Raw genomic sequence first — 21,374 nt, forward strand, 5'->3', positions numbered from 1 at the left:
TACGGACGCTGCGGCGTCCTTTTTGCCATTTAAGGAGCGCAACAGTGATCGATCTACGCAGTGATACGGTAACCCGCCCTTCCGCCGCCATGCTGTCAGCAATGATGGCTGCTGAAACCGGCGATGATGTCTATGGCGACGATCCGACGGTGAATGCCCTGGAGGCCCGGGCAGCCGAACTTAGTGGTAAAGAGGCAGCGTTGTTTCTGCCGACGGGCACCCAGGCCAACCTGGTGGCGCTACTCTGCCACTGTCAGCGCGGTGAGGAATATATCGTCGGTCAGCTGGCGCATAACTACAAATATGAGGCGGGCGGCGCGGCCGTGCTCGGCAGCATTCAGCCGCAGCCGATTCTGGCGGCAAAAGACGGCACGCTGCCGCTGGATATAGTCGAGCAGTTTATCAAGCCGGATGACTTTCACTTTGCGATAACCCGATTGCTGAGCCTTGAAAATACCCACAACGGCAAGGTGCTGCCGCTGAGCTACCTACAGGAGGCGTGGGAGTTTACGCGTAAGCATAAACTGGCGCTGCACGTTGACGGCGCGCGAATTTTTAACGCGGTGGTCGCGCTTGGCGTATCGCTGCGCGACCTTACGCAGTATTGCGATACCCTGACGATTTGCCTGTCAAAAGGGCTTGGTACGCCGGTTGGCTCGCTGCTGTGCGGCAGCAAAGAGTATATCGAACGCGCAAAACGCTGGCGCAAGATGACCGGCGGCGCGATGCGCCAGTCAGGTATTCTGGCTGCCGCAGGCCTCTATGCGCTGGAGCACAACGTGGCGCGGTTGCAGGAGGATCACGACAACGCCGCCTGGCTGGCCGCGCAGCTCAAGGCAGCTGGCGTGCAGGTTTCCAGCCAGAATACCAATATGGTATTTGTTCACCTGCCGGAAAACCAGGCGGCGCCGCTGCAGGCCTGGATGCGCGAGAAAGGCATCGTGCTGCATACCGGCGCCGTCACGCGTATGGTCACGCATCTGAATGTGGATCGTCAGGCGCTGGAAAAAGTGGTGGCGGAGTGGAAAGCCTTTTTAGCCAGCCAGCCGGACTAATCGCTATATTTCTCCAACAGCGCGGCGGCTATCGCTTCGGTTTCCGCGTCCGCGACGCCTGAATAATTCGCCGGGCGATAATGCATTTGAAAAGCGGCAATGACTTTCTGTTGCTGCTTATCTGTCATAGCGGACGAGACCTCGTAGCCGTAATGCGCCAGCAGCTTCAGCAGATAAGCGCCGTCCGTAGGCTGCTGCGGCGCTCTTCCCGCCAGGTAATAACGTACGCGTTCCGCATCCGGCCAGGCGCCAATACCCTGCTGATAAAGCCAGTGCCAGGGGAAAAGCGGGCCGGGATCCTGCTTACGCTGCGGCGCGATATCGCTGTGTCCCACAATATCCTGTGGCTGTATGTTGTAACGAATCACGATATCGCGCATTAGCGGCAGCAGCGCGGCCATCTGTTTATCGGGAAAGGGATACCAGACCCGAGCGCCGGCTACACGGCGATAGCCCTGATTTTCCAGCTCAATGCCGATTGAGGTGTCGTTGAGCCTGGTGGCGCCGCGCCAGAAACTATTCCCCGCGTGCCAGGCAAGCTGCGATTCCGGCACCAGGCGCAGCACCAGCGGCTGCCTGCCGTAGAGCGGCGGATTAGCGGCGATCAGATAGTGCGCGCTGACCTCTTTATCGGTAAGCGTGGCCAGCGAGCGGGGAAAGTCTTCGGCGGTATAGTGGATCACCAGCGCTTTAATGCGAGGACGAGCGCCGTAAGCGGCATGACGCGTATCCACCACGTACCCTTCTTTTTTCTCCAGCCCGGCTGTACAGGCGCTCAGCAGCGCGGCCGCAACCAGCGCTATCAGCAGACGAATCAACGGCGTGTCTTGACGGCGGTGCCGCTGACGCTGACCATCAGCATACTGCTGTCCTTGCCGACGGTTTCATAATCGATATCAATGCCGACCACGGCGTTCGCACCCAGCGCTTTCGCCTGCTCTTCCAGTTCAGCGAAGGCTATCTGGCGAGCCTTGCGCAGCTCTTTCTCATAGGCGCCCGAGCGGCCGCCGACGATATCACGGATACCGGCGAAAAAATCGCGAAAGATGTTGGCGCCCAGAATCGCTTCGCCGGTAACAACGCCGCAATATTCCGTGATGGGTTGGCCTTCCAGCGTTGGGGTAGTGGAAAATTGCATGATCTCTCCTTTACTACGAATATTGGGTTTTAGCTCTTATCGCCAGGCAGAGCAGCTATACTGTATGCTAAAAAACGCCATCCAGAAACCATAAGGAAATCAAGATGAAGTTACAGCTTGCCGCTCTGGCTCCGCTGGCGCTGCTGCTCAGCGCCTGTACCTCGGTACAACCTGTCTATAAGGATAATGGCAGCCGCACCTCGCCCTGCGTTGATGGCGGCCCGGATTCTGTTGCCCAGGCGTTTTACGATCTCCGTCTTGAGCAGCCTGCTCAGGGCCTGCCGGACGCCGCGCAGTTGGCTAAGTATCGCCCTTACCTTAGCGACAGGCTTTATCAAACCCTGCTCAAAGCCAACAGCGATCCGCGAAAAGAGGCCACTTTACGTGGCGATATCTTCTCCAGCCAGCCGGCAGGCGCGACCTCGGCCAGCGTGGCGGACGCTTCCACTATTCCTAACCGCGACGCGCGCAATATCCCGCTGCGTGTCAAACTCAGCCGGGACGGCGACAAGCCGCAGACCTGGCAGGACGAGGTGCTGATGATCCATGAAGGCACCTGTTGGGCAGTGGACGACGTGCGCTATCTTGGCGCCGCGCCGCATATCGACGGCGGCTCGCTCAGCCAGCGCCTGCTGCGCTAGCTTTTCCCGCGTACCGCCTGTGCCGCGGTACGCGTTTTACCCTGCCGCTTTTTCGTTCGACGCCCCTGATTTTGTGCTAGCCTTGTAGTTAACTTCCCTGCATAAGCGAATTTTCCGCCGCGCTGATTGCATAACTATGCCGTCGACGTTAAGATTCGCAGAACTAATCGCTATTCACTTTTTGCGCATGAGTATTCAACTTAACGCTGTAAACTGCTTCTACGGCGCCCATCAGGCGCTTTTTGATATAGAACTCGCCTGTCCGGAGGGCGAAACGCTGGTTTTACTGGGCCCAAGCGGCGCCGGTAAAAGCTCGCTGCTGCGCGTGCTGAATCTGCTTGAGATGCCGCGTTCCGGCACGCTGGGCATCGCCGGGCATCATTTTGATTTCAGCCGGGCGCCAGGCGACGCCGCGATTCGGGAACTGCGGCAGAACGTCGGCATGGTGTTTCAGCAGTATAACCTCTGGCCGCACCTGACGGTGATGCAGAACCTGATCGAAGCGCCCTGCCGCGTGCTGGGATTAAGCAAGGATCGGGCGCTGGCCCGCGCCGAAAAACTACTGGAACGTTTACGGCTGACCAAATTCGCCGATCGTTTTCCACTGCATCTTTCCGGTGGTCAGCAGCAGCGTGTGGCCATTGCCCGCGCGCTTATGATGGAGCCGGCCGTACTGCTGTTCGATGAGCCGACTGCGGCGCTGGATCCGGAAATTACCGCGCAGATAGTGGCGATTATTCAGGAACTTTCCCAAACCAATATCACTCAGGTGATCGTTACCCACGAAGTGGAAGTGGCACGTAAAACGGCCAGCCGCGTCGTCTATATGGAAAATGGTTATATCGTGGAACAGGGTGACGCCAGCCGCTTTACACAGCCGCAAACCGAAGCGTTTGCTAACTATCTTTCGCACTGATGCAGGACATAATGATGAAAAAAATCGTACTTGCCGCGCTGTTAGCCAGCGTGAGTTTAAGCGCAGGCGCCGCGCAAACCATTCGTTTCGCTACCGAAGCTTCCTATCCGCCTTTTGAATTTGTCGATTCAGATAATAAAATTCAGGGTTTTGACGTCGATCTGGCGAACGCCTTATGTAAAGAGATTAACGCGACCTGTACTTTTACCAACCAGGCCTTCGACAGCCTGATCCCCAGCCTGAAATTCCGTCGTTTCGACGCGGTAATGGCCGGAATGGATATCACGCCTGAACGCGAAAAACAGGTGCTGTTTACTAAAGCCTATTATGACAACTCCGCGTTGTTTATCGCGCAGAAAGGCAAAGTTGCTGACGTAGCCGCGCTGAAAGGTAAACGCGTTGGCGTGCAGAACGGCACCACGCACCAGAAATATCTGACCGAGAAGCTGACGGACGTGAAAATCGTGCCTTACGATAGCTATCAGAACGCTATTCTGGATCTGAAAAACGGCCGTATCGACGCTGTGTTCGGCGACACTGCGGTTGTCAACGAATGGCTGAAACAGAATGCCGCGCTGGCGCCGGTCGGCGAGAAAGTCACTGATAAAGCCTATTTCGGCACCGGCCTGGGTATCGCTCTCCGTCAGGGCAACACCGAGCTGCAGAGCCAATTCAACGCCGCGCTGGAGAAAGTCAAAGCTGACGGCACCTACAAAACCATCTACGGCAAATGGTTCCAGCAATAACGGAATGAACGAACTTTATCCTCTTGCAAGCGCCGCCGGGATGACCGTCGGCCTTGCTGTTTCTGCGCTGGTCGCAGGACTGATTCTGGCGATGATTTTCGCCGTCTGGGAATCCGCGCGCTGGCGGCCAGTGGCCTGGTTCGGCACTGCGCTGGTGACGCTCTTTCGCGGGCTGCCGGAGATCCTGGTGGTGCTGTTCGTCTATTTCGGCGCTTCGCAGCTGCTGCTGACGCTTTCCGACGGCTTTACGCTGCATCTGGGCTTTACTACGCTGCCGGTACAAATGACGATAGAGAACTTTGACGTCAGCCCCTTTCTTTGCGGCGTGATCGCACTGTCTATCCTTTACGCTTCCTACGCTTCGCAAACGCTGCGCGGCGCGTTAAAAGCCGTGCCTCAGGGACAGTGGGAATCGGGCCAGGCGCTGGGAATGAAAACGCCAGCGATTTTCTTTCGTCTGATCCTGCCGCAAATGTGGCGCCACGCGCTGCCGGGTTTAGGCAACCAGTGGCTGGTGCTGCTGAAAGATACGGCGCTGGTTTCGCTAATCAGCGTCAACGATATCATGCTGCAGACCAAAAGCATCGCTTCCCGCACGCAGGAGCCCTTTACCTGGTACATGATAGCGGCCGTGATCTATCTGGTTATTACGCTGCTCAGCCAGCAGGTTTTGCAGCGTATTGAAACGCGCGTCACTCGTTTTGAGCAGGGAAATAACTGATGCTGAGCTATTTACCCGAGTTGCTGAAAGGATTACATACCAGCCTGACGCTGACGCTCGCTTCGCTGCTGCTGGCGCTGCTGTTGTCGCTGCTGTTTACGGTGATCCTGTCGCTAAAGTGGCCGGTGCTGAGCCAGCTGGTGCGCGGTTATATCACCATCTTCACCGGCACGCCGCTGCTGGTGCAGATTTTTTTGATTTACTATGGGCCAGGCCAGTTTCCGGCTATTCAGGCGATCCCGTGGCTGTGGAACCTGCTTTCGCAGCCCTGGCTTTGCGCTCTGCTGGCGCTGTCGCTTAACAGCGCCGCCTACACCACGCAGCTTTTTTACGGCGCGGTCAGGGCGATCCCGGCAGGCCAGTGGCAATCCTGTGCCGCGCTGGGCATGAATCGCTGGAACACGCTGCGTATTCTGCTGCCCTATGCTTTTAAACGCGCGCTATCCTCTTACTCCAATGAAGTGGTGTTGGTGTTTAAGAGTACTTCGCTGGCCTACACCATTACGCTGATGGAGGTGATGGGTCAGGGGCAGCTGCTTTACGGCCGAACCTATGACGTCACGGTTTTTGCCGCCGCCGGCGTGATTTATCTGTGCGTGAACGGTCTGCTTACGCTGATGATGCGGCTGATCGAGCGGCGGGCGCTGGCTTTTGAGCGTCGCAACTGAGGATTTGCCGGCGGCGTCTGTCGCCGGCATTCGCCTGAAAACAGCGCTTAACTACCAGCTATTTAGCGGATAGGCCCTTGTCTGCTACAGGCATACTACCCCGATAATAATCACGCAGGAACCGGAGTCATGCTTAAGGTTTGCGTTTTTCTTCTTCTGGGATTGACCACCAGCGCGCTGGCCAGCGCTCCGCTTCGTTTCGCCACTTCCGCGACCTACCCTCCCTTTGTTTATCTTAGCGCCACACATCAGCTGGTTGGTTTTGATATCGATCTGGCGAAAGCGCTGTGCGAAAAGATCCAGCGCCAGTGCCTTTTTACCAATAACGACTTCGATCGCCTGCTGCCGTCGCTGAAATATAATCGCTATGACGCGGTAATTTCCGGAATGGATATTACCGAAGAGCGTCAGGAAGAAGTGAGTTTTACCCATCCCTACCTGGAGAGCTCCGCGACGATGATCGCCGTTAAGGGTAGCTACGGCTCTTTAGAGCAGCTGCGAGGCAAGCGCGTGGGCGTCGCTGACGCGACAACTTTACAGGCGTGGCTGCAAAGCTCATGGCCGGATATCATTCCCGTCGCTTATGACAACTATCAGAACGCGCTGCTGGATATCCGCAACGCCAGGCTGGACGGCATTTTCGGCATGACGCCTTCCATGCAGACGATGCTGAGAAACAATGCTGGCTTGGCCGCAGTAGGCCAGCCAATCAAAGATGGTCGCTACTTTGGTTCCGGTATGGGCATAGCGGTGCGCAAGAATGATAAGGCGCTGCAAAGTCAGCTGAACGAAGCGCTACAAAGCCTGAGCGAGGACGGCACGCTGCAACAACTCAAACAGCGCTGGTTCGGCTCCTCGGCCAGCCTGCCTGCTGAATCACAAACGCCTTAGCAGCGTCAAAACCTCGCTATGCGCGGTATGGGGAAACATATCGAACAGCTGTACTTTAACGATGGCGTAATCGCTGAGTCGGGCGATATCGCTGGCCATCGTCTGCGCGTTGCAGCTGGAGTAAAGAATAAACGGCGGCGCCACGCGGCTTAAATAGTCGCAAAGCGCGGTGCCGATGCCGCGGCGCGGCGGATTAACCAGCACCAGATCCGGCGCGCTGCCTTCGCCGGTAGCGAAAGCCGTGGAGTCAAGCGCGGCAAAGCTGACACGCTGTAGCCCCATTTTTTCAGCCGAGCGCCTGGCGCAGGCGATCGCTTCCGCGCTGATTTCAATGCCGGTCAGCGCCATCTGCGGCGTAGCGCAGTGCAGGCCAAAACCGCCTACGCCACAAAACAGATCCCACATGCTGCGGATATCCAGTTCGCTTACCCAGGCTCTGGCCGTGGCGTACAGCGAAGCGGCTACCGCCGGGTTGGTCTGAAAAAAGCTTTGCGGTCGGATCCACAGCGGGACGTCATTTAGCTGTTCGGCCAGCGCCTGATTTTCCGTCAGCGGAATTTCCTCTTCGCCTTCCAGAATCGCCATATGCACCGGCTGGATATTGGCGGATATCACGCTTAACTGCGGCAGCTGCGCCTGCAAAGCGGGCAGCGCTTTAATCAGCTGAGCCAGCTTTTCTCTGGAGCGCAGCACAAAACGCAGCATCAGTGCGCCGCTGCTGCTCTCGGTCAGCAAAATGAATTTCAGCTCGCCGCGTTTGCGCGCTACGTTGTAAGGCGTCAGGCCTGCACGGGCGATAAAAGGCTTAAGCTGCGCAAAAACGCCGGCGAAACTGGCGGGATAGAGCGGGCAAGCGCAAAGATCGATCGGCGTGCCGTCAGGATGCGTGATACCCAAAATAGGCCGCTCTACGCTACCGCTAACCACCATTTTCGCTTTATTACGAAAACCCTGCTGCGCTGAAGTGACCGGCGGCAGCCATTCGCTTACCGCCTGGGCTGAAAGCAGGTCGCGCAGCTGAGACTGCTTCTGTTCCAGCTGTTGCGGATAGGGGCGATCCAGCCACTGGCAGGAGCGGCAGCGATCGGCATCATAAAGGGCGCAGTGCATGTAGAATCTCGTCAAACCAAAACGGGCGGGGATTGTATCACTCCGGATTCAGCGCTGCCGAAAAAATTCCCGACTGCTGGCAGGCAAAAACAGCAGCGTCAGCACCAGCAGGTCTGGCAGCTTTTGTGAAAGCAGCAGGTGGCTCTTTTCGCCGCTGAGATTGAAGATTACCGGGCTGGCCCAGCCAGCAGCGACGAACAGCATATAGCCTGTTACGATCAGCTGCGAGCAGCCGTAGCCCAGGCGCCCCCAGTTATGGCCGCGCAGCAGCGCAAGCGCGCAGCGTAGTTCGATAAAAAAGAGCAGCTGGCTGGCGATAAATATCAGGGTAGCGCTCCAGCTTTGCGCGGCAAGCCGCACAAACATCAGCAGCCCGTTGATGCCCATTTCATGAACTTCCAGCGCCACGCCGAGACAGCGTGTCATAATGATAGCGATCGCCGCGACCATTATCGGTACGGGAACCTCATAACCAGGCAAACTCCCCTGCTTAAGCGCTTCTGACATCGCTTCCTCCTGACTATGCCCCTTTTTAGTGCAGCCGCGCCAGCATAGCGTTCGCCTGCCCCTTTTTGGTCTTTCTCAGGAAAATCCCCTTATTTCGCCGCTGTCTGGTCGCAGGCATACGCGGCCTCGGGAGGCGATTTTTTCCTGGCTGTCCTTTCTGGCACGATATCTGCTTTATCCCTGTTGAAAAGACAGCAATTTATGTTTAGTCCAGTTTGCGCACTATTTCCACTGGGCGAATTCACTACTCGTTTTGCAGGGAGTTATCAGATGGATACAGAATCGGCGAAAGCCCGGCAGTCATGGTCGCCTGGCGTTGGCGCTTACCTGGCCCTGATCGTGGCCATCCTCTTTTTTTCCGGCCTGTTCTTAAACGTTGAAAACGCGAAATGGCTGGGCGCTTTTGACTTCACGACGCTTGGCGGCAAGTTCGGCACCATTAAAGATGCCGCTCACGCCACCTTTCTGGGGGCCGGCGGCACGGGCGCTAAAGCCGGTTTTCTGTTCGCGCTTTCGCTGGTGCCTACGGTAATGCTGGCGCTCGGCCTGTTGGAGATATTTACCCACTATGGCGCTATTCGCGCCGCCCATAAGCTGCTTACGCCGCTGCTGAAACCGCTGCTCGGTATTCCGGGGCGCTGCGGGCTGGCGCTGATTACCGATCTGCAAAGCACTGACGCGGGCGCCGCGCTGACCAAGGAGCTGCACGACGAGAAACAAATCAGCAAAAAAGATGTGGTGATCATGGCCGCCTGGCAATATTCCGGCGCGGGCATGATCAATAACTATTTTGCCATCGGCTCGGCGCTGTTCGTCTCGCTTTCCGTTCCGGTATTGATACCGCTGGTGCTGATGTTTGTGCTTAAGTTCGTCGGCGCCGCCATCGTGCGCCTGGTGTTAACCACTTTTTATAAGCAGGATTTCCAGCATGAAAAATAACCCGCCGGTCGCCGTTTCCAACAACCCTTTTGATGTCTTCGTTATCGGCGCGCGTAAAGGTTTCCATATCGCCATTCACAACCTGATGCCCAACGTCATCATGGCTTATGTGATTGCCGAAATGCTTAATTTGCTGGGCGTAATGGCGTTTATCGGCAAGGTCTTTGCACCTGTCATGGGTCTGTTTGGGCTGCCGGGCGAAGCCGTGACGGTGCTGCTGACCGCCTGGCTCTCCTCTTCTGCCGGTACCGGCGTAGCGGTGAGCCTGCTGGCGAAAGGCGTGCTGACCGGCGCCGATATCACCATCCTTGCTCCGGCTATCTTTTTAATGGGCTCACAGCTGCAATATATGGGTCGCCTGCTGGGCGTCGCCGACGTGCCGAAAAAATATTGGCCGCTATTGATGCTGACCAGCATTCTGAACGCCGTTATCGCCATGCTGGTGATGCGTCTTATCGCCTGATCGCTGAAGGGAGAACTTACCTTGTTAAAAGTTTTGGAGCATTACGCTAATCTGCACGAAATCCCGGAGCTGGGTTTTCAGGAGTTTAAAACCTCGGCTTACCTCAGCCAGCAGCTGAAGGCCGCCGGTTTTCAGGTGAAGGAGAACGTTAACGGCACCACCGGCATCGTCGCCCTGCTCGACAGCGGCAAGCCGGGCCCTACGCTGGCGCTGCGCGCCGATATGGACGCGCTTGGCCATATCATTGACGGCGAAGCCTGCGCGCGTCACACCTGCGGCCACGACGCTCACTCTTCCGTGGTGCTGACCGCCGCGCAGGAGCTGATGGCGGAAAACGCGGTAAAAAAAGGCCGTCTTAAGCTGATTTTCCAGCCGGCGGAGGAGTTAGGCACCGGCGCGCTGGCTATGGTGGAAGGCGGCGCGGTGGATGACGTGGATATGCTGTTGGGCTTTCATCTCCGACCTGCGGAAGAGTGCGCTGTCGGCACCGCCATTCCCGCGATGTACTACTCCGCCTGCGTCACTATTGAAGCCACAATTCGCGGACAAACCGCTCACGCCGCGCGGCCGCATCTGGGCATCAACGCGCTGGACGCTGCCGTCAGCGCCGTGCAGGCAGTGAACGCCGTGCATCTGCCGCCGGGCAAAAGCTGGAGCGCCAAGGCAACCCGCTTTTTATGCGACGCGGGCGTTACCAACTCGGTGCCTGATGTGGCCCGCGTGGTATTCGACCTGCGCGCGGCGGAAAACGAAGAGATGACGCTGCTGCAAAGCCGGGTCGAACGGGCGATTAGGCAGAGCGCGTTGGCCTATGGCGCTACGGCAGAGATCGAAGTGATGAAAGCGATGCCTGCCGCAGAAATTAACGGTGAGATGACCGCGCTGGTAGCGGAAGCCATTAAAGAGGTATTGGGCGAAGCGGCGCTGATGCCGGAACGCTCGACGCCGGGCAGCGAGGATTTCTTTCACTACGCCGTCCAGCGCCCGACGGTTAAATCAGGTTTCTGGGGACTTGGAACCGGTTTAACGCCAGGCCTGCATCATCCGGAAATGCGTTTCGATCTCAACGCGCTGCCGGTTGGCGTAAAGATATTTAAAGCCTGCGTGGTTAAGGTATTAGGCTAATAAAAAGCCGGTCATCGCTGACCGGCTCAGACTGCTGACAAACCCAAACCGTTTCTGGATTTTGGTTTTTTCTGTAGCAACACGGCAGCTTGATAGCGGCAGAGGCTGAACGGATAAATGGACCGTTTGGCGCAGGGAGGCGCCAACCGAGCCTCCAGGGACGGATTAACGGCGAGTCCATGTTCCGATCTGCCTCTGCCGCTCCGTCATCAATTTAAACGCGGCCTCATCAACCTCAGCCGGTCATCGCTGACCGGCTCGGTTTTAGCGTCCGCCGCGTGCGCGCTGGATATCCCGAATGCGCTGCTTCTCTTCATGCGCCATAAACCGCCAGGCGATAAAGCCAACAATACCCACCACAAACAGGATCAGCGAAGCCAGCGCGTTAATTTCCGGATTGATGCCGCGCCGCACGGTGGCGAAAATTTGCATCGGCAGCGTGGTGGCGCCTGGCCCGGTAACAAAACTGGCGATCACCAGATCGTCCAGTGAAAGCGTAAAGGCCAGCAGCCAGCCGGTGACGATCGCCGGCGCGATCATCGGCACGGTAATCACAAAAAAGACCTTTAGCGGTGTGGCACCCAGATCCATCGCCGCTTCTTCAATCGAGCGATCCAGTTCGCGCAGGCGCGCATTGATGACGACCGCTACATAGGCGGTACAGAAAGTCACGTGCGCCAGCCAGATGGTCAACATGCCGCGATCGCCAGGCCAGCCGAAAGCATTGCCCATCGCCACAAACAGCAGCAGCAGCGACAGGCCGGTAATCACATCCGGCATCACCAGCGGCGCGGTGAGCATAAAAGCAAAACCAGTAGATCCCTTGAAACGGCCAAAGCGCACGATAACCACCGCCGCAATGGTGCCCAGCACCACCGCCGCCGTAGCCGATAAGGCGGCGATGGTCAGACTCAGCGTCACCGCACTAATCATCGCATCGTCGTGGAACAGCACCTTGTACCAGTGCAGCGAAAAGCTTTCCCACGCCGCCAGCTGTGACGAGTTAAAAGAGTAAACCACCAGCAGCACCATCGGCGCATACAGGAAGAAGAAGCAAACCATCAGGATGGCAATGCGCCACGGAGAACGCACGGTTGGCAAACTGCTCATGCTTTTTCTCCCAACTCTTTGTTCTGATGCTTATGGAACCAGATAATCGGCAAAATAAGGATCAGCAAGATAATAACCGCCAGCGCCGAGGCTACCGGCCAGTCGCGGTTGTTAAAGAACTCCTGCCACAGCACGCGTCCGATCATAATGCTGTCCGGCCCGCCGAGCAGCTCCGGGATCACATACTCGCCAACCGCCGGAATAAAGACCAGCATCGAACCAGCGATAATGCCGCCCTTCGTCAAAGGCACAATCACGCTGAAAAAGGTTTTCAGCGGACGGGCGCCCAGATCCAGCGAGGCTTCCACCAGCGAATAGTCGATGCGCGTCAGCGCGGTATAGATGGGCAGCACCATAAAGGGCAGATAGCAGTAAACGATGCCGATATAGACCGCAAGATTGGTATAGAGAAGCGCTATCGGATGATCGGTAATGCCGCTCCACATCAGGAAACGGTTCAGCACGCCGTTATCATTCAGTAGCCCCATCCACGCGTAAACGCGCACCAGGAAAGAGGTCCAGGAAGGCAGAATAACCAGCAGCAGCAAAATGTTGCGGGTCGAGGGCGAGCTGTAGGCCACGGCCCAGGCCAGCGGATAGCCGATAACCAGACAGACAACGGTGGAGATGGCCGCCACCTGCAGCGAATGCAGATAGGCGTCGATATAGAGCGGATCGTCCGTCAGCGTCAGATAGTTGCCGAAGTTGATGACCGCGGTCAGTTGACCATCCGCCCAGCTAAGCAGATCCGTATAGGGCGGGATCGCGCGAGCAATATCGGCGAAGCTGATCTTCAGCACGATCATAAACGGCAGCAGAAACAGCAGCACCAGCCATAAATAGGGCAGCGCGATAACCAGCTTGCGGCTGGATCGCACTCTGTTCAGCCAGGTCGGACGCCGCATTGGCGCAGCACGTTGAGTCATAAAGCTTCCCCCGCTACTGCGTCAGCACAACGCAGCTATCCGTATCCCAGCAGAGACGAACTTCATCTCCCCAGGTCGGCGTGCCTTTACGAAAGCGATAAGCATTCTGCAGCTGCGCGCTAATCATCTGCCCGCTGTGCAGACGCACATGATAGATGGAGAGATCGCCCAGATAGGCGATATAGACCACCTCGCCTACCGCAAAATTGCAGCCGTCGGCAGGCACTTCGTCGCAAAGCATCACTTTCTCCGGGCGCAGCGCCACGTGGACGGGCACGCCATCCACTATCGAAGCGTCGGAATCCACCTTCAGCGGATGGATCAGGCCGGGACTGTCGATAATCAAACCGTCAGGCTGGCGTTCGCGCAGCATCCCCTGGAAAAGATTGACCGAACCGATAAACTCGGCGCTGTAGCGCGTGGTCGGATGCTCATAGATCTCTTCCGGTTCGCCGATCTGCACAAACTTGCCGCGGTTCATAATGGCGATACGTCCCGCCATGGTCATCGCCTCTTCCTGATCGTGCGTCACCATAACGCAGGTCGCGCCGACGCGCTCCAGGATATCCACCACCTCCAGCTGCATACGGTCACGCAGCTTTTTATCCAGCGCGCCCATAGGCTCATCCAGCAGCAGCAGCTTGGGACGTTTAGCCAGGCTGCGAGCCAGCGCCACGCGCTGACGCTGACCGCCGGAAAGCTGGTGCGGCTTGCGTTTCGCGTACTCTTGCATATGCACCAGCGCCAGCATCTCAGCCACGCGCGCGGCGATTTCCGCTTTCGGCAGCCGATCCTGCTTCAGGCCGAACGCGATATTCTGCTCTACCGTCATATGTGGAAACAGCGCGTAGGACTGAAACATCATATTGACAGGACGCTGATAGGGAGGAACATGCGAGAGATCCTGGCCGTCCAGCATAATCTGCCCGGAAGTGGGCGGCTCAAAACCGGCCAGCATACGCAGCAGCGTCGACTTGCCGCAGCCGGAAGCGCCGAGCAGGGCAAAAATTTCGCCTTTATAAATAGTCAGATTGACATCGTCAACGGCATGCTGTCCGTCAAAGGATTTGGTGAGATTACGAATTTCCAGCAGCGGCGTAACGGCCTTGCTGACTTTTTTTTGCGGACGAGGGATCGCGTCGTTCACTTCCATTACACTCCAACGCTTTTAAAACGGCCATGCCGTATAAAAAAGAAAACAGAGGCGAATGCGCCTCTGTGATAACTCAGCGGGGCTTCAACTACTTGCCGCTTTTAACTTTAGTCCACGCTCGCGTACGCACACGATCGAGTTTCGGATCCTGGACTTTCAGCACAAACAATTTCGCCATCGTTTCGGGCGTTGGATAAATCCCCGGATTATTACGCACGGCGGCATCCACTAACGGCACTGATGCTTTATTGCCGCTGGCGTAAAAAATCTTGTTGGAGATGTTCGCCATAACGGCCGGTTCCATCAGGTAGTTCAGGAACTGATAGGCTTCATCCAGATTTTTAGCGTCTTTCGGGATCGCCAGCATATCGAAGAACGCCAGCGCGCCCTCTTTCGGAATGCTGTAGGCGATATTCACGCCGTTTTTCGCGGCGGCGGCGCGATTCTTCGCCTGCAGCACATCACCAGCCCAGCCGATAGCCACGCAGGTGTTGCCGTTCGCCAGATCGTTGATGTATTGCGAAGAGTGGAAATAGCGAATATTCGGACGCAGCTTCAGCAGCAGGTCGGTCGCGGCGCCAGAATAATCTTTCGCATCGCTGCTGTTAGGATCTTTACCTAAGTAATTAAGAACGGTAGCGAATATCTCTTCAGGCGCGTCCAGGAAAGAGACGCCGCAGCTTTTCAGCTTCTCCAGGTTTTCCGGCTTCAACACCAGATCCCAGCTGTCTACCGGCGCGTCTTTGCCCAGCGCGGCTTTCACCTTATCGACGTTATAGCCGATGCCGGTGGTAGCCCACAGATAAGGGATGGCGTATTTATTGCCCGGATCGTGCTGTTCGACTTTTTTCAGCAAATCGGGATCGAGATTTTTATAGTTTGGCAGCTTGCTCTTATCCAGCGGCTGAAACACGCCGGACTGCAGCTGACGCGCCAGGAAACTGGAGGATGGCACCACAATATCGTAGCCGGTGCTGCCGGCCATCAGCTTGCCTTCCAGCACTTCATTGGAATCAAAAACGTCGTAAACCACCTTAATGCCGCTCTGCTTCTCGAAGTCAGGTACGGTATTGGGCGCGATATAGTCGGACCAGTTATAGACGTGCAGAGTTTTATCCGCCGCCATCGAGCTGGCGGAAACCGCCATCACCAGGCCTGCGATCGCAACCGACCATTTCTTACGCTGGTTGAACATATTTTCCATCCTCCTGAACAGAGCTAACTACGGCTAAAAAGGCCAACGGCTGACTGGCTAAATGTAAGGCGTGTTCGCCGCGTTGTTTAATAGAAAAAACCTATGTCCGTTGCGACGTTGCGCCCAAAACGCAGTTTCGCAAGAATAGCCCTACAATCCGGGCCAGACCAGATGCGCACGCAAAAAACGCCATTTATCGAGTTTTAGCTGGATTTACTCTATATGGAGAAGGCGCTGGGGTAAAAAGGCCGTGGAAAATAGGGAAAAAGCGGACAGCGGTAGCATAAACGCGGGTGAAAAAGGCGAGAAAACCTGGTGAAATAATGAGTTTCGCTGTTAAACGGGGAAATATGCGCCAGTCAGAGCCGGACAGCTCTGACCGTTGAGTAAAAATCAGTGCAGCATTGAGTGCGAGGAGACGAATTCGCCGCGCTCTTCTTCTTCGCTCATCATCAGCAGGTGGTTGGCAAAGGCTTCCATCACCACCATTGAGATCTGCTCTTCGCTCTGCTTCATAAAATGCACGAACTGACCATAGGTCAATCCGGCCGTGACGCTGAGCGACTGGCAGACAATCAGCTTGGGCAGATTGTCATCCTGAATATCGACGAAAGCCTTGACGGTCAGCGAGCTGGCATTGATTTGCGAAAGATCGCCCACCAGCGGGATCAGCGCGGTGGGTTTAACCTCCGCCAGGGCGGAAAACAGGATGACGTTGTCCACCAGATCCAGCTTGGCATCAAACACCCCGTCGAAATTTTGCATATGCGGCAGGTGAAGCGCCTGACAGGAGTCGCACTCAAACCAGGTGATGCTTTGCTGATCCAGCCAACGTCGTAGAAGGTCAATATCGGGAACGACGAGTGAATCCATGTAGTTGGTCTCTTACTGCCTTAAAATTGCGCCCTAGCTTACGGAAAAAAGCCTCTGAACACCACGATTGTGTATGAAATATCGGGTCAACCGCCCGTTTTCAGACAGAAACCCGGCTTTGCCTGCTGTTCAATCCAGGCAATCATCTGCGTGGCGATATCTCTGCCCGTGGTTTTCTCAATGCCTTCCAGGCCGGGCGAAGCGTTGACCTCCATCACCAGCGGCCCGCGCGCGGCGCGCAAAATATCCACGCCTGCCACATCCAGCCCCAGCGTTGCTACGGCCCGCAGAGCGATCTCCTGCTCGCTGGCGGTGATTTCCACTCTGCGCGCCTTTCCGCCACGGTGCAGATTAGAGCGAAACTCCCCTTCTTTGGCCTGCCGCTCGATAGCCGCCACTACCCTGCCGCCGATCACCAGGCAGCGAATATCTTTACCTCTTGCCTCTTTAATAAACTCCTGCACCAGAATATGGGCATTCAGACCGCGAAAAGCGTCGATGACGCTTTCAGCCGCCTGCCGCGTTTCCGCCAGCACCACGCCGATCCCCTGCGTACCTTCCACCAGCTTGACCACCAGCGGCGCACCGCCAACCATCTCTATCAAATCGCGGGTATCGTCCGGTGAATGAGCGAAGCCGGTAACGGGCATCGGGATCCCTTCTCTGGCGAGCAGCTGCAGCGAACGCAGCTTATCCCGCGCTCGGGTAATGGCGACCGATTCGTTTAGCGGATAGCTGCCGCAAACTTCGAACTGGCGCAGCACCGCCGTGCCGTAAAAAGTGGTGGCCGGCCCGATACGCGGTATCACCGCATCGTAATGCCCCAGCTGCCTGCCGCGATAGTGAATGGCTGACGAACCGGGATTGATATTCATATAGCAGGACAGCGGATCGATGACTTCAACGCAGTGACCGCGCAGCTGTGCGGCCGCCAGCAGCCGCTTGCAGGAGTAAAGCGAGCCATCCCGGGAAAGAATCGCTATTTTCACCCGATATCTCCAGAAAGGTTTTTAACGGGTCGCCCAACCCTGCTTATGCAGATAATCCAGCATAAACGGACGGCTTTCTTTGATAATGGTTTTCTGGATATGCTCGCTCCAGCTTTCGCGCCGCGCGTTGCTTTCCCGCGTCAGGTAGTACTCTTCATGCTCCGCGTCGTACGCGGCCAGCGTTTGCGGATCGATCGGCTGATAATGATTTTCATGCACCAGCATAGCCGCCGGCATACGCGGCTTCAGCTGCGGCGTCTGCGCAGGCCAGCCGAGACAAAGGCCAAACAGCGGCAGAACGAATTTCGGCAGCCCCAGCAGCTCGGTCACCTCGGCGATACCGTTGCGGATGCCGCCGATATAGACGCCGCCCAGCCCCAATGACTCTGCGGCAACCAGCGCGTTTTGTCCCATCAGCGCGGTGTCCACGCAGCCCAGCAGCAGCTGCTCCGCCAGGCCCAGCTGTGCTTCCGGGCAGATCTGCTGATGACGATTAAAATCGGCGCAGAACACCCAAAACTCAGCGGCCTGCGCAACATATTTCTGGCCGCCGGTCAGCTCAACCAGCCGGTCGCGCATCGTCCGGTCTGTCACGCGGATAATGGAGGAGCACTGCAAAAAGCTGGAGCTGGAAGCCGCCTGTGCAGCGGCGATAATTGCCGCACGTTCAGCCTCGCCCACGGGCTGGTCGGTAAAAGATCGAATGGAACGGTGGGCGCAAAGTAGGTCAATGGTCGGCGTCATGCTTCTCTCCTGATTGGTGCTTTTCTGACAAAGTAAACAGCTCCGGCGCCATTGCTTTGGCCGTACGCCACATCATCACGGCGGCGGCTGGCAGCATCAGGATAATGCCAGTGATAAACAGAATCGCCGCGGCGCCAGGGCCGGAAAAAGATGCGGGCAAGGGTAGCATTTGATGCAGCACGAAGTAAGAGAGCAGCAGTATAATTCCTCCCAGCGCTTCCGCCACCAACACCGCTTTAGGCATTCCGCTAAAGGTAAGGCCGCGCATATCGACTCCATCCTGATAATAAAAGGGTTAATAAAGCGTAACCTGTTTTCTCTACATAGATGAAACGAATCGAAGCGACAGGCAATTCCTTCTTTCTTTCACGGTCGGAAGTGGGCATGATAAGCGCCATTACGTGATAAGTTGTGATGCATATCACACAAAATCTGGACTTTGAGGAGAAACCTATGTTTGCCGTAATTTTTGGACGTCCTGGCTGTCCTTATTGTGTCCGCGCAAAAGAACTGGCAGAGAAGCTGACCGAAGAGCGTGAAGACTTCAACTTCCGCTATGTGGATATCCATGCCGAAGGCATCACCAAAGCCGATCTGGAAAAAACCGTGGGTAAGCCGGTGGAAACCGTGCCGCAGATTTTCCTGGATCAGACCCATATCGGCGGCTGCACCGATTTCGAAGCTTACGCTAAAGAAAACCTGGGCCTGTTCCAGTAAGCCATCCGCTACGGATTGGTAAATGAACGATAAAAAAGAGGATCGCCTGGCGATCCTCTTTTTTTTGCTTCTGTTCCGTCTTAGCTGTGCGAATGCCAGAACAGCGTACGGCAGAGCATTACGATCAGCGCGCCGGAGCCGCACCAGAAAATGGCGCTGGTGTCGAAAGCCAGCTCCTGAAAAGGCGCATGGTAATGCAGTGAATAATAGTGCAGGAAGATCAGGCAAAACGGCGTAGCCAGCAAGGCGCCCAGCAGCGCTACCGACAGCGGATGCTCCTTTGAAATCAGCGCGGCGACGCCGCCGGGCAGCGTAAACATCAGCAAACCCGGTCTTGCCTGCGCCCAGGCGGATCCTTCAATCACCATGCCATAGCGCACTGCCAGGAAAACGATGCTGTAGAGAACAAAACTAAATGCTACGCTTGTCCAGGACATACCCTTAAACATAATAGGATCTTCTCTCGGTAATGGATGTTATCACCTGGCCGGAACAATACCGGACCGATTTTCCCTGTTTTGAATAAACAAAAGCCGTGGCTTTTACTGGCTGAAAAAGCGTGATGCGATTAAAATGACGGCCGTTTTATCTGACGCTGGGCTGTAATTCGCGGAAAATCCTGAATGTTGCCGCTGCTCTGCTGGCAGTGCAATAAATTTATCGCAAAACACCCACTAATTCAACATCTTACTAGTAAACAAGAAGTTAAACCGTGAATATAAACGTCGCAGATTTGTTAAGTGGAAATGACATTCTGTTATTATTCGTCGTACTGGCGCTGGGACTGTGCCTGGGAAAATTACGCCTTGGTTCTGTCCAACTGGGTAATTCTATTGGCGTTTTAGTGGTTTCTCTTCTGCTTGGCCAGCAGCATTTCACTATTAATCCCAACGCGCTTAATCTTGGCTTTATGTTATTTATTTTTTGCGTGGGCGTGGAAGCCGGGCCTAACTTTTTTTCTATTTTCTTCCGCGACGGCAAAAACTATCTGATGCTGGCGCTGGTGATGGTGCTTAGCGCCGTCCTGATCGCGCTGGGATTGGGCAAGCTGTTTGGCTGGGATATCGGCTTGACGGCCGGGATGCTGGCAGGCTCGATGACCTCCACGCCGGTGTTGGTGGGCGCAGGCGATACGCTGCGGCATACCTGGCCAGGCGGCGCGGTACTGAGCCAGGCGCAGAACAATCTCAGCCTCGGTTACGCGCTGACTTATCTGGTCGGCCTGGTAAGCCTGATTTTCGGCGCACGCTACCTGCCTAAACTTCAGCATCAGGATCTGCCTACCAGCGCGCAGCAGATTGCTCGTGAACGTGGCCTGGACGCCGAACAGCGTAAGGTCTATCTGCCGGTTATCCGCGCCTACCGCGTAGGCCCGGAGCTGGTTGCCTGGATCGACGGTAAAAATCTGCGCGAGCTGGGGATCTATCGGCAAACCGGCTGTTACATTGAACGTATTCGCCGCAACGGCATCCTGGCCAACCCCGATGGCGATGCGGTGCTGCAGCAGGGCGACGAAATCTCGCTGGTAGGCTATCCGGACGCTCACTCTCGTCTCGATCCCAGCTTCCGCAACGGCAAAGAGGTTTTCGATCGCGATTTGCTTGATATGCGCATCATTACCGAAGAGATCGTGGTCAAGAACAATAACGCGGTAAACAGAAGGCTCAGCCAGCTGAAACTGACAGACCACGGCTGCTTCCTCAATCGCGTGATTCGTAGCCAGATTGAGATGCCGATCGACGACAGCATCATTTTAAACAAGGGCGACGTGCTGCAGGTCAGCGGTGAAGCGCGCCGGGTTAAAACGGTGGCGGATAAGATCGGCTTTATCTCTATTCATAGCCAGGTGACCGATCTGCTGGCTTTCTGCGCCTTCTTTATTATCGGGCTGATGGTCGGCATGGTCACTTTCCAGTTCAGCAGCTTCAGCTTTAGCGTCGGCAACGCCGCCGGGCTGCTGTTTGCCGGTATCATGCTGGGCTTTCTGCGGGCGAACCATCCCACCTTCGGCTATATCCCGCAGGGCGCGTTAACCATGGTGAAAGAGTTTGGCCTGATGGTGTTTATGGTTGGCGTTGGCCTGAGCGCGGGCAGCGGTCTCTCACAAGGTATGGGCGATACCGGTCTGCTGATGCTGGTGGCAGGATTGATGGTCAGCCTGCTGCCGGTAGTAATCAGCTTTGTTTTTGGCGCCTGGGTGTTGAAAATGAACCGTGCGCTGCTGTTCGGTGCGATCATGGGCGCGCGCACCTGTGCGCCGGCGATGGAAATAATCAGCGACACGGCCCGCAGCAATATTCCCGCACTCGGCTACGCGGGTACCTACGCCATCGCCAACGTGCTGCTGACCCTTGCTGGTACTTTAATCGTTTTAATCTGGCCGATGATCGGCGGCTAAAATAATTTCTGTCTGGTCGCGAACTTTTGCAACGGCCCGCAGTCATAATTAATGCCACTGCTTTTCTTTGAAATCCCCGGATTGTGGAGCCCGTCAATTTTTTGATTGACGGGTTTTTTTCGTTCTTTTTCTGGCATTTAGCTCTGCGCCACGCTTTGTTTGTCATCAAACCTTAACGAAACTGCAACCGCCTGCCGAATTAAGAACGAGACTATTTATCTTTTATCAACCCGCTTCTACCTTATCCGGCTGACAGTCAGGGAGACCGTTTACGCCTGTTGAAAAGCGACCGGTAGACGAGGCCAACCTCTGCTCAGATAAGCACTATGTTATGGCCTGACCCGGCCTG

At 56.1% G+C, this 21,374-nt stretch carries 25 protein-coding genes; 12 read left to right on the forward strand and 13 right to left on the reverse strand.

The window, feature by feature from the left end; all coding sequences use genetic code 11:
• The first annotated feature begins 44 nt into the window (after positions 1 to 44).
• Entirely contained in the window at positions 45 to 1,055 is a 1,011-nt protein-coding gene (gene ltaE / locus MKZ79_RS07995; RefSeq protein WP_336141086.1) for a low-specificity L-threonine aldolase, read from the forward strand.
• On the opposite strand, the gene MKZ79_RS08000 is transcribed toward ltaE, so the two are convergent.
• Positions 1,052 to 1,870, reverse strand: coding sequence for an N-acetylmuramoyl-L-alanine amidase (locus MKZ79_RS08000; protein ID WP_442897140.1), 819 nt, complete (start codon positions 1,868 to 1,870; stop codon positions 1,052 to 1,054). The genes ltaE and MKZ79_RS08000 overlap by 4 nt on opposite strands.
• Entirely contained in the window at positions 1,870 to 2,193 is a 324-nt protein-coding gene (locus MKZ79_RS08005) for a heavy metal-binding domain-containing protein (RefSeq protein WP_336141089.1), read from the reverse strand. Before MKZ79_RS08005 ends, MKZ79_RS08000 begins: the two co-directional genes overlap by 1 nt.
• Positions 2,194 to 2,297: 104 nt before the next feature.
• On the opposite strand from MKZ79_RS08005, the gene MKZ79_RS08010 reads away from it, so the two are divergent.
• From MKZ79_RS08010 to MKZ79_RS08035, 6 genes are all read left to right on the forward strand, one after another.
• The gene (locus tag MKZ79_RS08010) at positions 2,298 to 2,834 is read left to right on the forward strand and encodes a lipoprotein (RefSeq protein WP_336141090.1); all 537 of its coding nucleotides are present in this window, start codon (positions 2,298 to 2,300) and stop codon (positions 2,832 to 2,834) included.
• Between the two features lie 187 nt (positions 2,835 to 3,021).
• Complete coding sequence (gene artP / locus MKZ79_RS08015) at positions 3,022 to 3,750, forward strand: arginine ABC transporter ATP-binding protein ArtP (RefSeq protein ID WP_336141091.1); 729 nt, start codon at positions 3,022 to 3,024, stop codon at positions 3,748 to 3,750.
• 14 nt (positions 3,751 to 3,764) lie between these two features.
• Positions 3,765 to 4,496: an arginine ABC transporter substrate-binding protein gene (gene artJ, locus MKZ79_RS08020; RefSeq protein WP_336141092.1), complete on the forward strand. Its 732-nt coding sequence runs from the start codon at positions 3,765 to 3,767 to the stop codon at positions 4,494 to 4,496.
• Positions 4,497 to 4,500: 4 nt separating this feature from the next.
• Positions 4,501 to 5,217, forward strand: coding sequence for an arginine ABC transporter permease ArtQ (gene artQ / locus MKZ79_RS08025; RefSeq protein WP_336141093.1), 717 nt, complete (start codon positions 4,501 to 4,503; stop codon positions 5,215 to 5,217).
• Positions 5,217 to 5,885, forward strand: a complete 669-nt coding sequence (artM, locus tag MKZ79_RS08030; RefSeq protein WP_336141094.1) for an arginine ABC transporter permease ArtM — start codon at positions 5,217 to 5,219, stop codon at positions 5,883 to 5,885. The genes artQ and artM overlap by 1 nt, the downstream gene beginning before the upstream one ends.
• 129 nt (positions 5,886 to 6,014) lie before the next feature.
• Positions 6,015 to 6,776, forward strand: coding sequence for a transporter substrate-binding domain-containing protein (locus MKZ79_RS08035; protein WP_336141095.1), 762 nt, complete (start codon positions 6,015 to 6,017; stop codon positions 6,774 to 6,776).
• On the opposite strand, the gene rlmC is transcribed toward MKZ79_RS08035, so the two are convergent.
• Positions 6,762 to 7,886: a 23S rRNA (uracil(747)-C(5))-methyltransferase RlmC gene (rlmC, locus tag MKZ79_RS08040; protein ID WP_336141096.1), complete on the reverse strand. Its 1,125-nt coding sequence runs from the start codon at positions 7,884 to 7,886 to the stop codon at positions 6,762 to 6,764. The two genes, MKZ79_RS08035 and rlmC, sit on opposite strands and share 15 nt — an antisense overlap.
• Positions 7,887 to 7,934: 48 nt before the next feature.
• Complete coding sequence (locus MKZ79_RS08045) at positions 7,935 to 8,393, reverse strand: YbjO family protein (RefSeq protein ID WP_336141097.1); 459 nt, start codon at positions 8,391 to 8,393, stop codon at positions 7,935 to 7,937.
• Between the two features lie 270 nt (positions 8,394 to 8,663).
• Here MKZ79_RS08045 and MKZ79_RS08050 point away from each other — a divergent pair, with 270 nt between their 5' ends.
• Genes MKZ79_RS08050 through MKZ79_RS08060 form a run of 3 tightly spaced genes read left to right on the forward strand, consistent with a single transcriptional unit; the run spans position 8,664 to position 10,920 of the window.
• Entirely contained in the window at positions 8,664 to 9,332 is a 669-nt protein-coding gene (locus MKZ79_RS08050) for a nucleoside recognition domain-containing protein (protein ID WP_336141098.1), read from the forward strand.
• Complete coding sequence (locus MKZ79_RS08055) at positions 9,322 to 9,795, forward strand: YjiG family protein (protein WP_336141099.1); 474 nt, start codon at positions 9,322 to 9,324, stop codon at positions 9,793 to 9,795. The genes MKZ79_RS08050 and MKZ79_RS08055 overlap by 11 nt, the downstream gene beginning before the upstream one ends.
• 21 nt (positions 9,796 to 9,816) lie before the next feature.
• Positions 9,817 to 10,920 (forward strand): M20 peptidase aminoacylase family protein, encoded by a 1,104-nt coding sequence (locus tag MKZ79_RS08060; protein WP_336141101.1) that lies wholly within the window; start codon positions 9,817 to 9,819, stop codon positions 10,918 to 10,920.
• Positions 10,921 to 11,184: 264 nt separating this feature from the next.
• Here MKZ79_RS08060 and potI read toward each other — a convergent pair whose 3' ends face one another.
• The 8 genes from potI to MKZ79_RS08100 all read right to left on the reverse strand — a co-directional run bounded on the left by potI (position 11,185) and on the right by MKZ79_RS08100 (position 18,178).
• The gene (potI, locus tag MKZ79_RS08065) at positions 11,185 to 12,030 is read right to left on the reverse strand and encodes a putrescine ABC transporter permease PotI (protein ID WP_336141102.1); all 846 of its coding nucleotides are present in this window, start codon (positions 12,028 to 12,030) and stop codon (positions 11,185 to 11,187) included.
• Positions 12,027 to 12,956, reverse strand: a complete 930-nt coding sequence (potH, locus tag MKZ79_RS08070; RefSeq protein WP_336141103.1) for a putrescine ABC transporter permease PotH — start codon at positions 12,954 to 12,956, stop codon at positions 12,027 to 12,029. The genes potI and potH overlap by 4 nt, the downstream gene beginning before the upstream one ends.
• A gap of 13 nt (positions 12,957 to 12,969) precedes the next feature.
• Positions 12,970 to 14,103 carry a putrescine ABC transporter ATP-binding subunit PotG gene (potG, locus tag MKZ79_RS08075; RefSeq protein ID WP_336141382.1) on the reverse strand — a complete coding sequence of 378 codons (1,134 nt, stop codon included), beginning with the start codon at positions 14,101 to 14,103 and terminating at the stop codon, positions 12,970 to 12,972.
• Between the two features lie 94 nt (positions 14,104 to 14,197).
• Positions 14,198 to 15,304 carry a spermidine/putrescine ABC transporter substrate-binding protein PotF gene (gene potF, locus MKZ79_RS08080; RefSeq protein WP_336141104.1) on the reverse strand — a complete coding sequence of 369 codons (1,107 nt, stop codon included), beginning with the start codon at positions 15,302 to 15,304 and terminating at the stop codon, positions 14,198 to 14,200.
• A 393-nt stretch (positions 15,305 to 15,697) separates the two neighbouring features.
• Entirely contained in the window at positions 15,698 to 16,177 is a 480-nt protein-coding gene (locus tag MKZ79_RS08085; protein ID WP_336141105.1) for a YbjN domain-containing protein, read from the reverse strand.
• Positions 16,178 to 16,263: 86 nt separating this feature from the next.
• A complete protein-coding gene (rimK, locus tag MKZ79_RS08090) occupies positions 16,264 to 17,166 on the reverse strand; it encodes a 30S ribosomal protein S6--L-glutamate ligase (RefSeq protein WP_336141106.1) in 903 nt (300 codons plus the stop codon).
• Between the two features lie 21 nt (positions 17,167 to 17,187).
• The gene (gene nfsA / locus MKZ79_RS08095) at positions 17,188 to 17,910 is read right to left on the reverse strand and encodes an oxygen-insensitive NADPH nitroreductase (protein ID WP_336141107.1); all 723 of its coding nucleotides are present in this window, start codon (positions 17,908 to 17,910) and stop codon (positions 17,188 to 17,190) included.
• On the reverse strand, positions 17,894 to 18,178 hold the full coding sequence (locus MKZ79_RS08100) for a DUF1418 family protein (protein ID WP_336141108.1): 285 nt from the start codon (positions 18,176 to 18,178) through the stop codon (positions 17,894 to 17,896). Before MKZ79_RS08100 ends, nfsA begins: the two co-directional genes overlap by 17 nt.
• Positions 18,179 to 18,363: 185 nt before the next feature.
• On the opposite strand from MKZ79_RS08100, the gene MKZ79_RS08105 reads away from it, so the two are divergent.
• The gene (locus MKZ79_RS08105; RefSeq protein ID WP_125288765.1) at positions 18,364 to 18,627 is read left to right on the forward strand and encodes a GrxA family glutaredoxin; all 264 of its coding nucleotides are present in this window, start codon (positions 18,364 to 18,366) and stop codon (positions 18,625 to 18,627) included.
• An 80-nt stretch (positions 18,628 to 18,707) separates the two neighbouring features.
• Here MKZ79_RS08105 and ybjM read toward each other — a convergent pair whose 3' ends face one another.
• Positions 18,708 to 19,076 (reverse strand): inner membrane protein YbjM, encoded by a 369-nt coding sequence (gene ybjM / locus MKZ79_RS08110; RefSeq protein WP_336141111.1) that lies wholly within the window; start codon positions 19,074 to 19,076, stop codon positions 18,708 to 18,710.
• A gap of 263 nt (positions 19,077 to 19,339) precedes the next feature.
• Between ybjM and MKZ79_RS08115 the strand changes: the two genes are divergently transcribed.
• Positions 19,340 to 21,025: an aspartate:alanine antiporter gene (locus MKZ79_RS08115; protein WP_336141112.1), complete on the forward strand. Its 1,686-nt coding sequence runs from the start codon at positions 19,340 to 19,342 to the stop codon at positions 21,023 to 21,025.
• Positions 21,026 to 21,374: the final 349 nt, after the last annotated feature.

It is taken from the genome of Erwinia sp. CGal63, assembly GCF_037026505.1.
Lineage (GTDB): Bacteria > Pseudomonadota > Gammaproteobacteria > Enterobacterales > Enterobacteriaceae > Erwinia.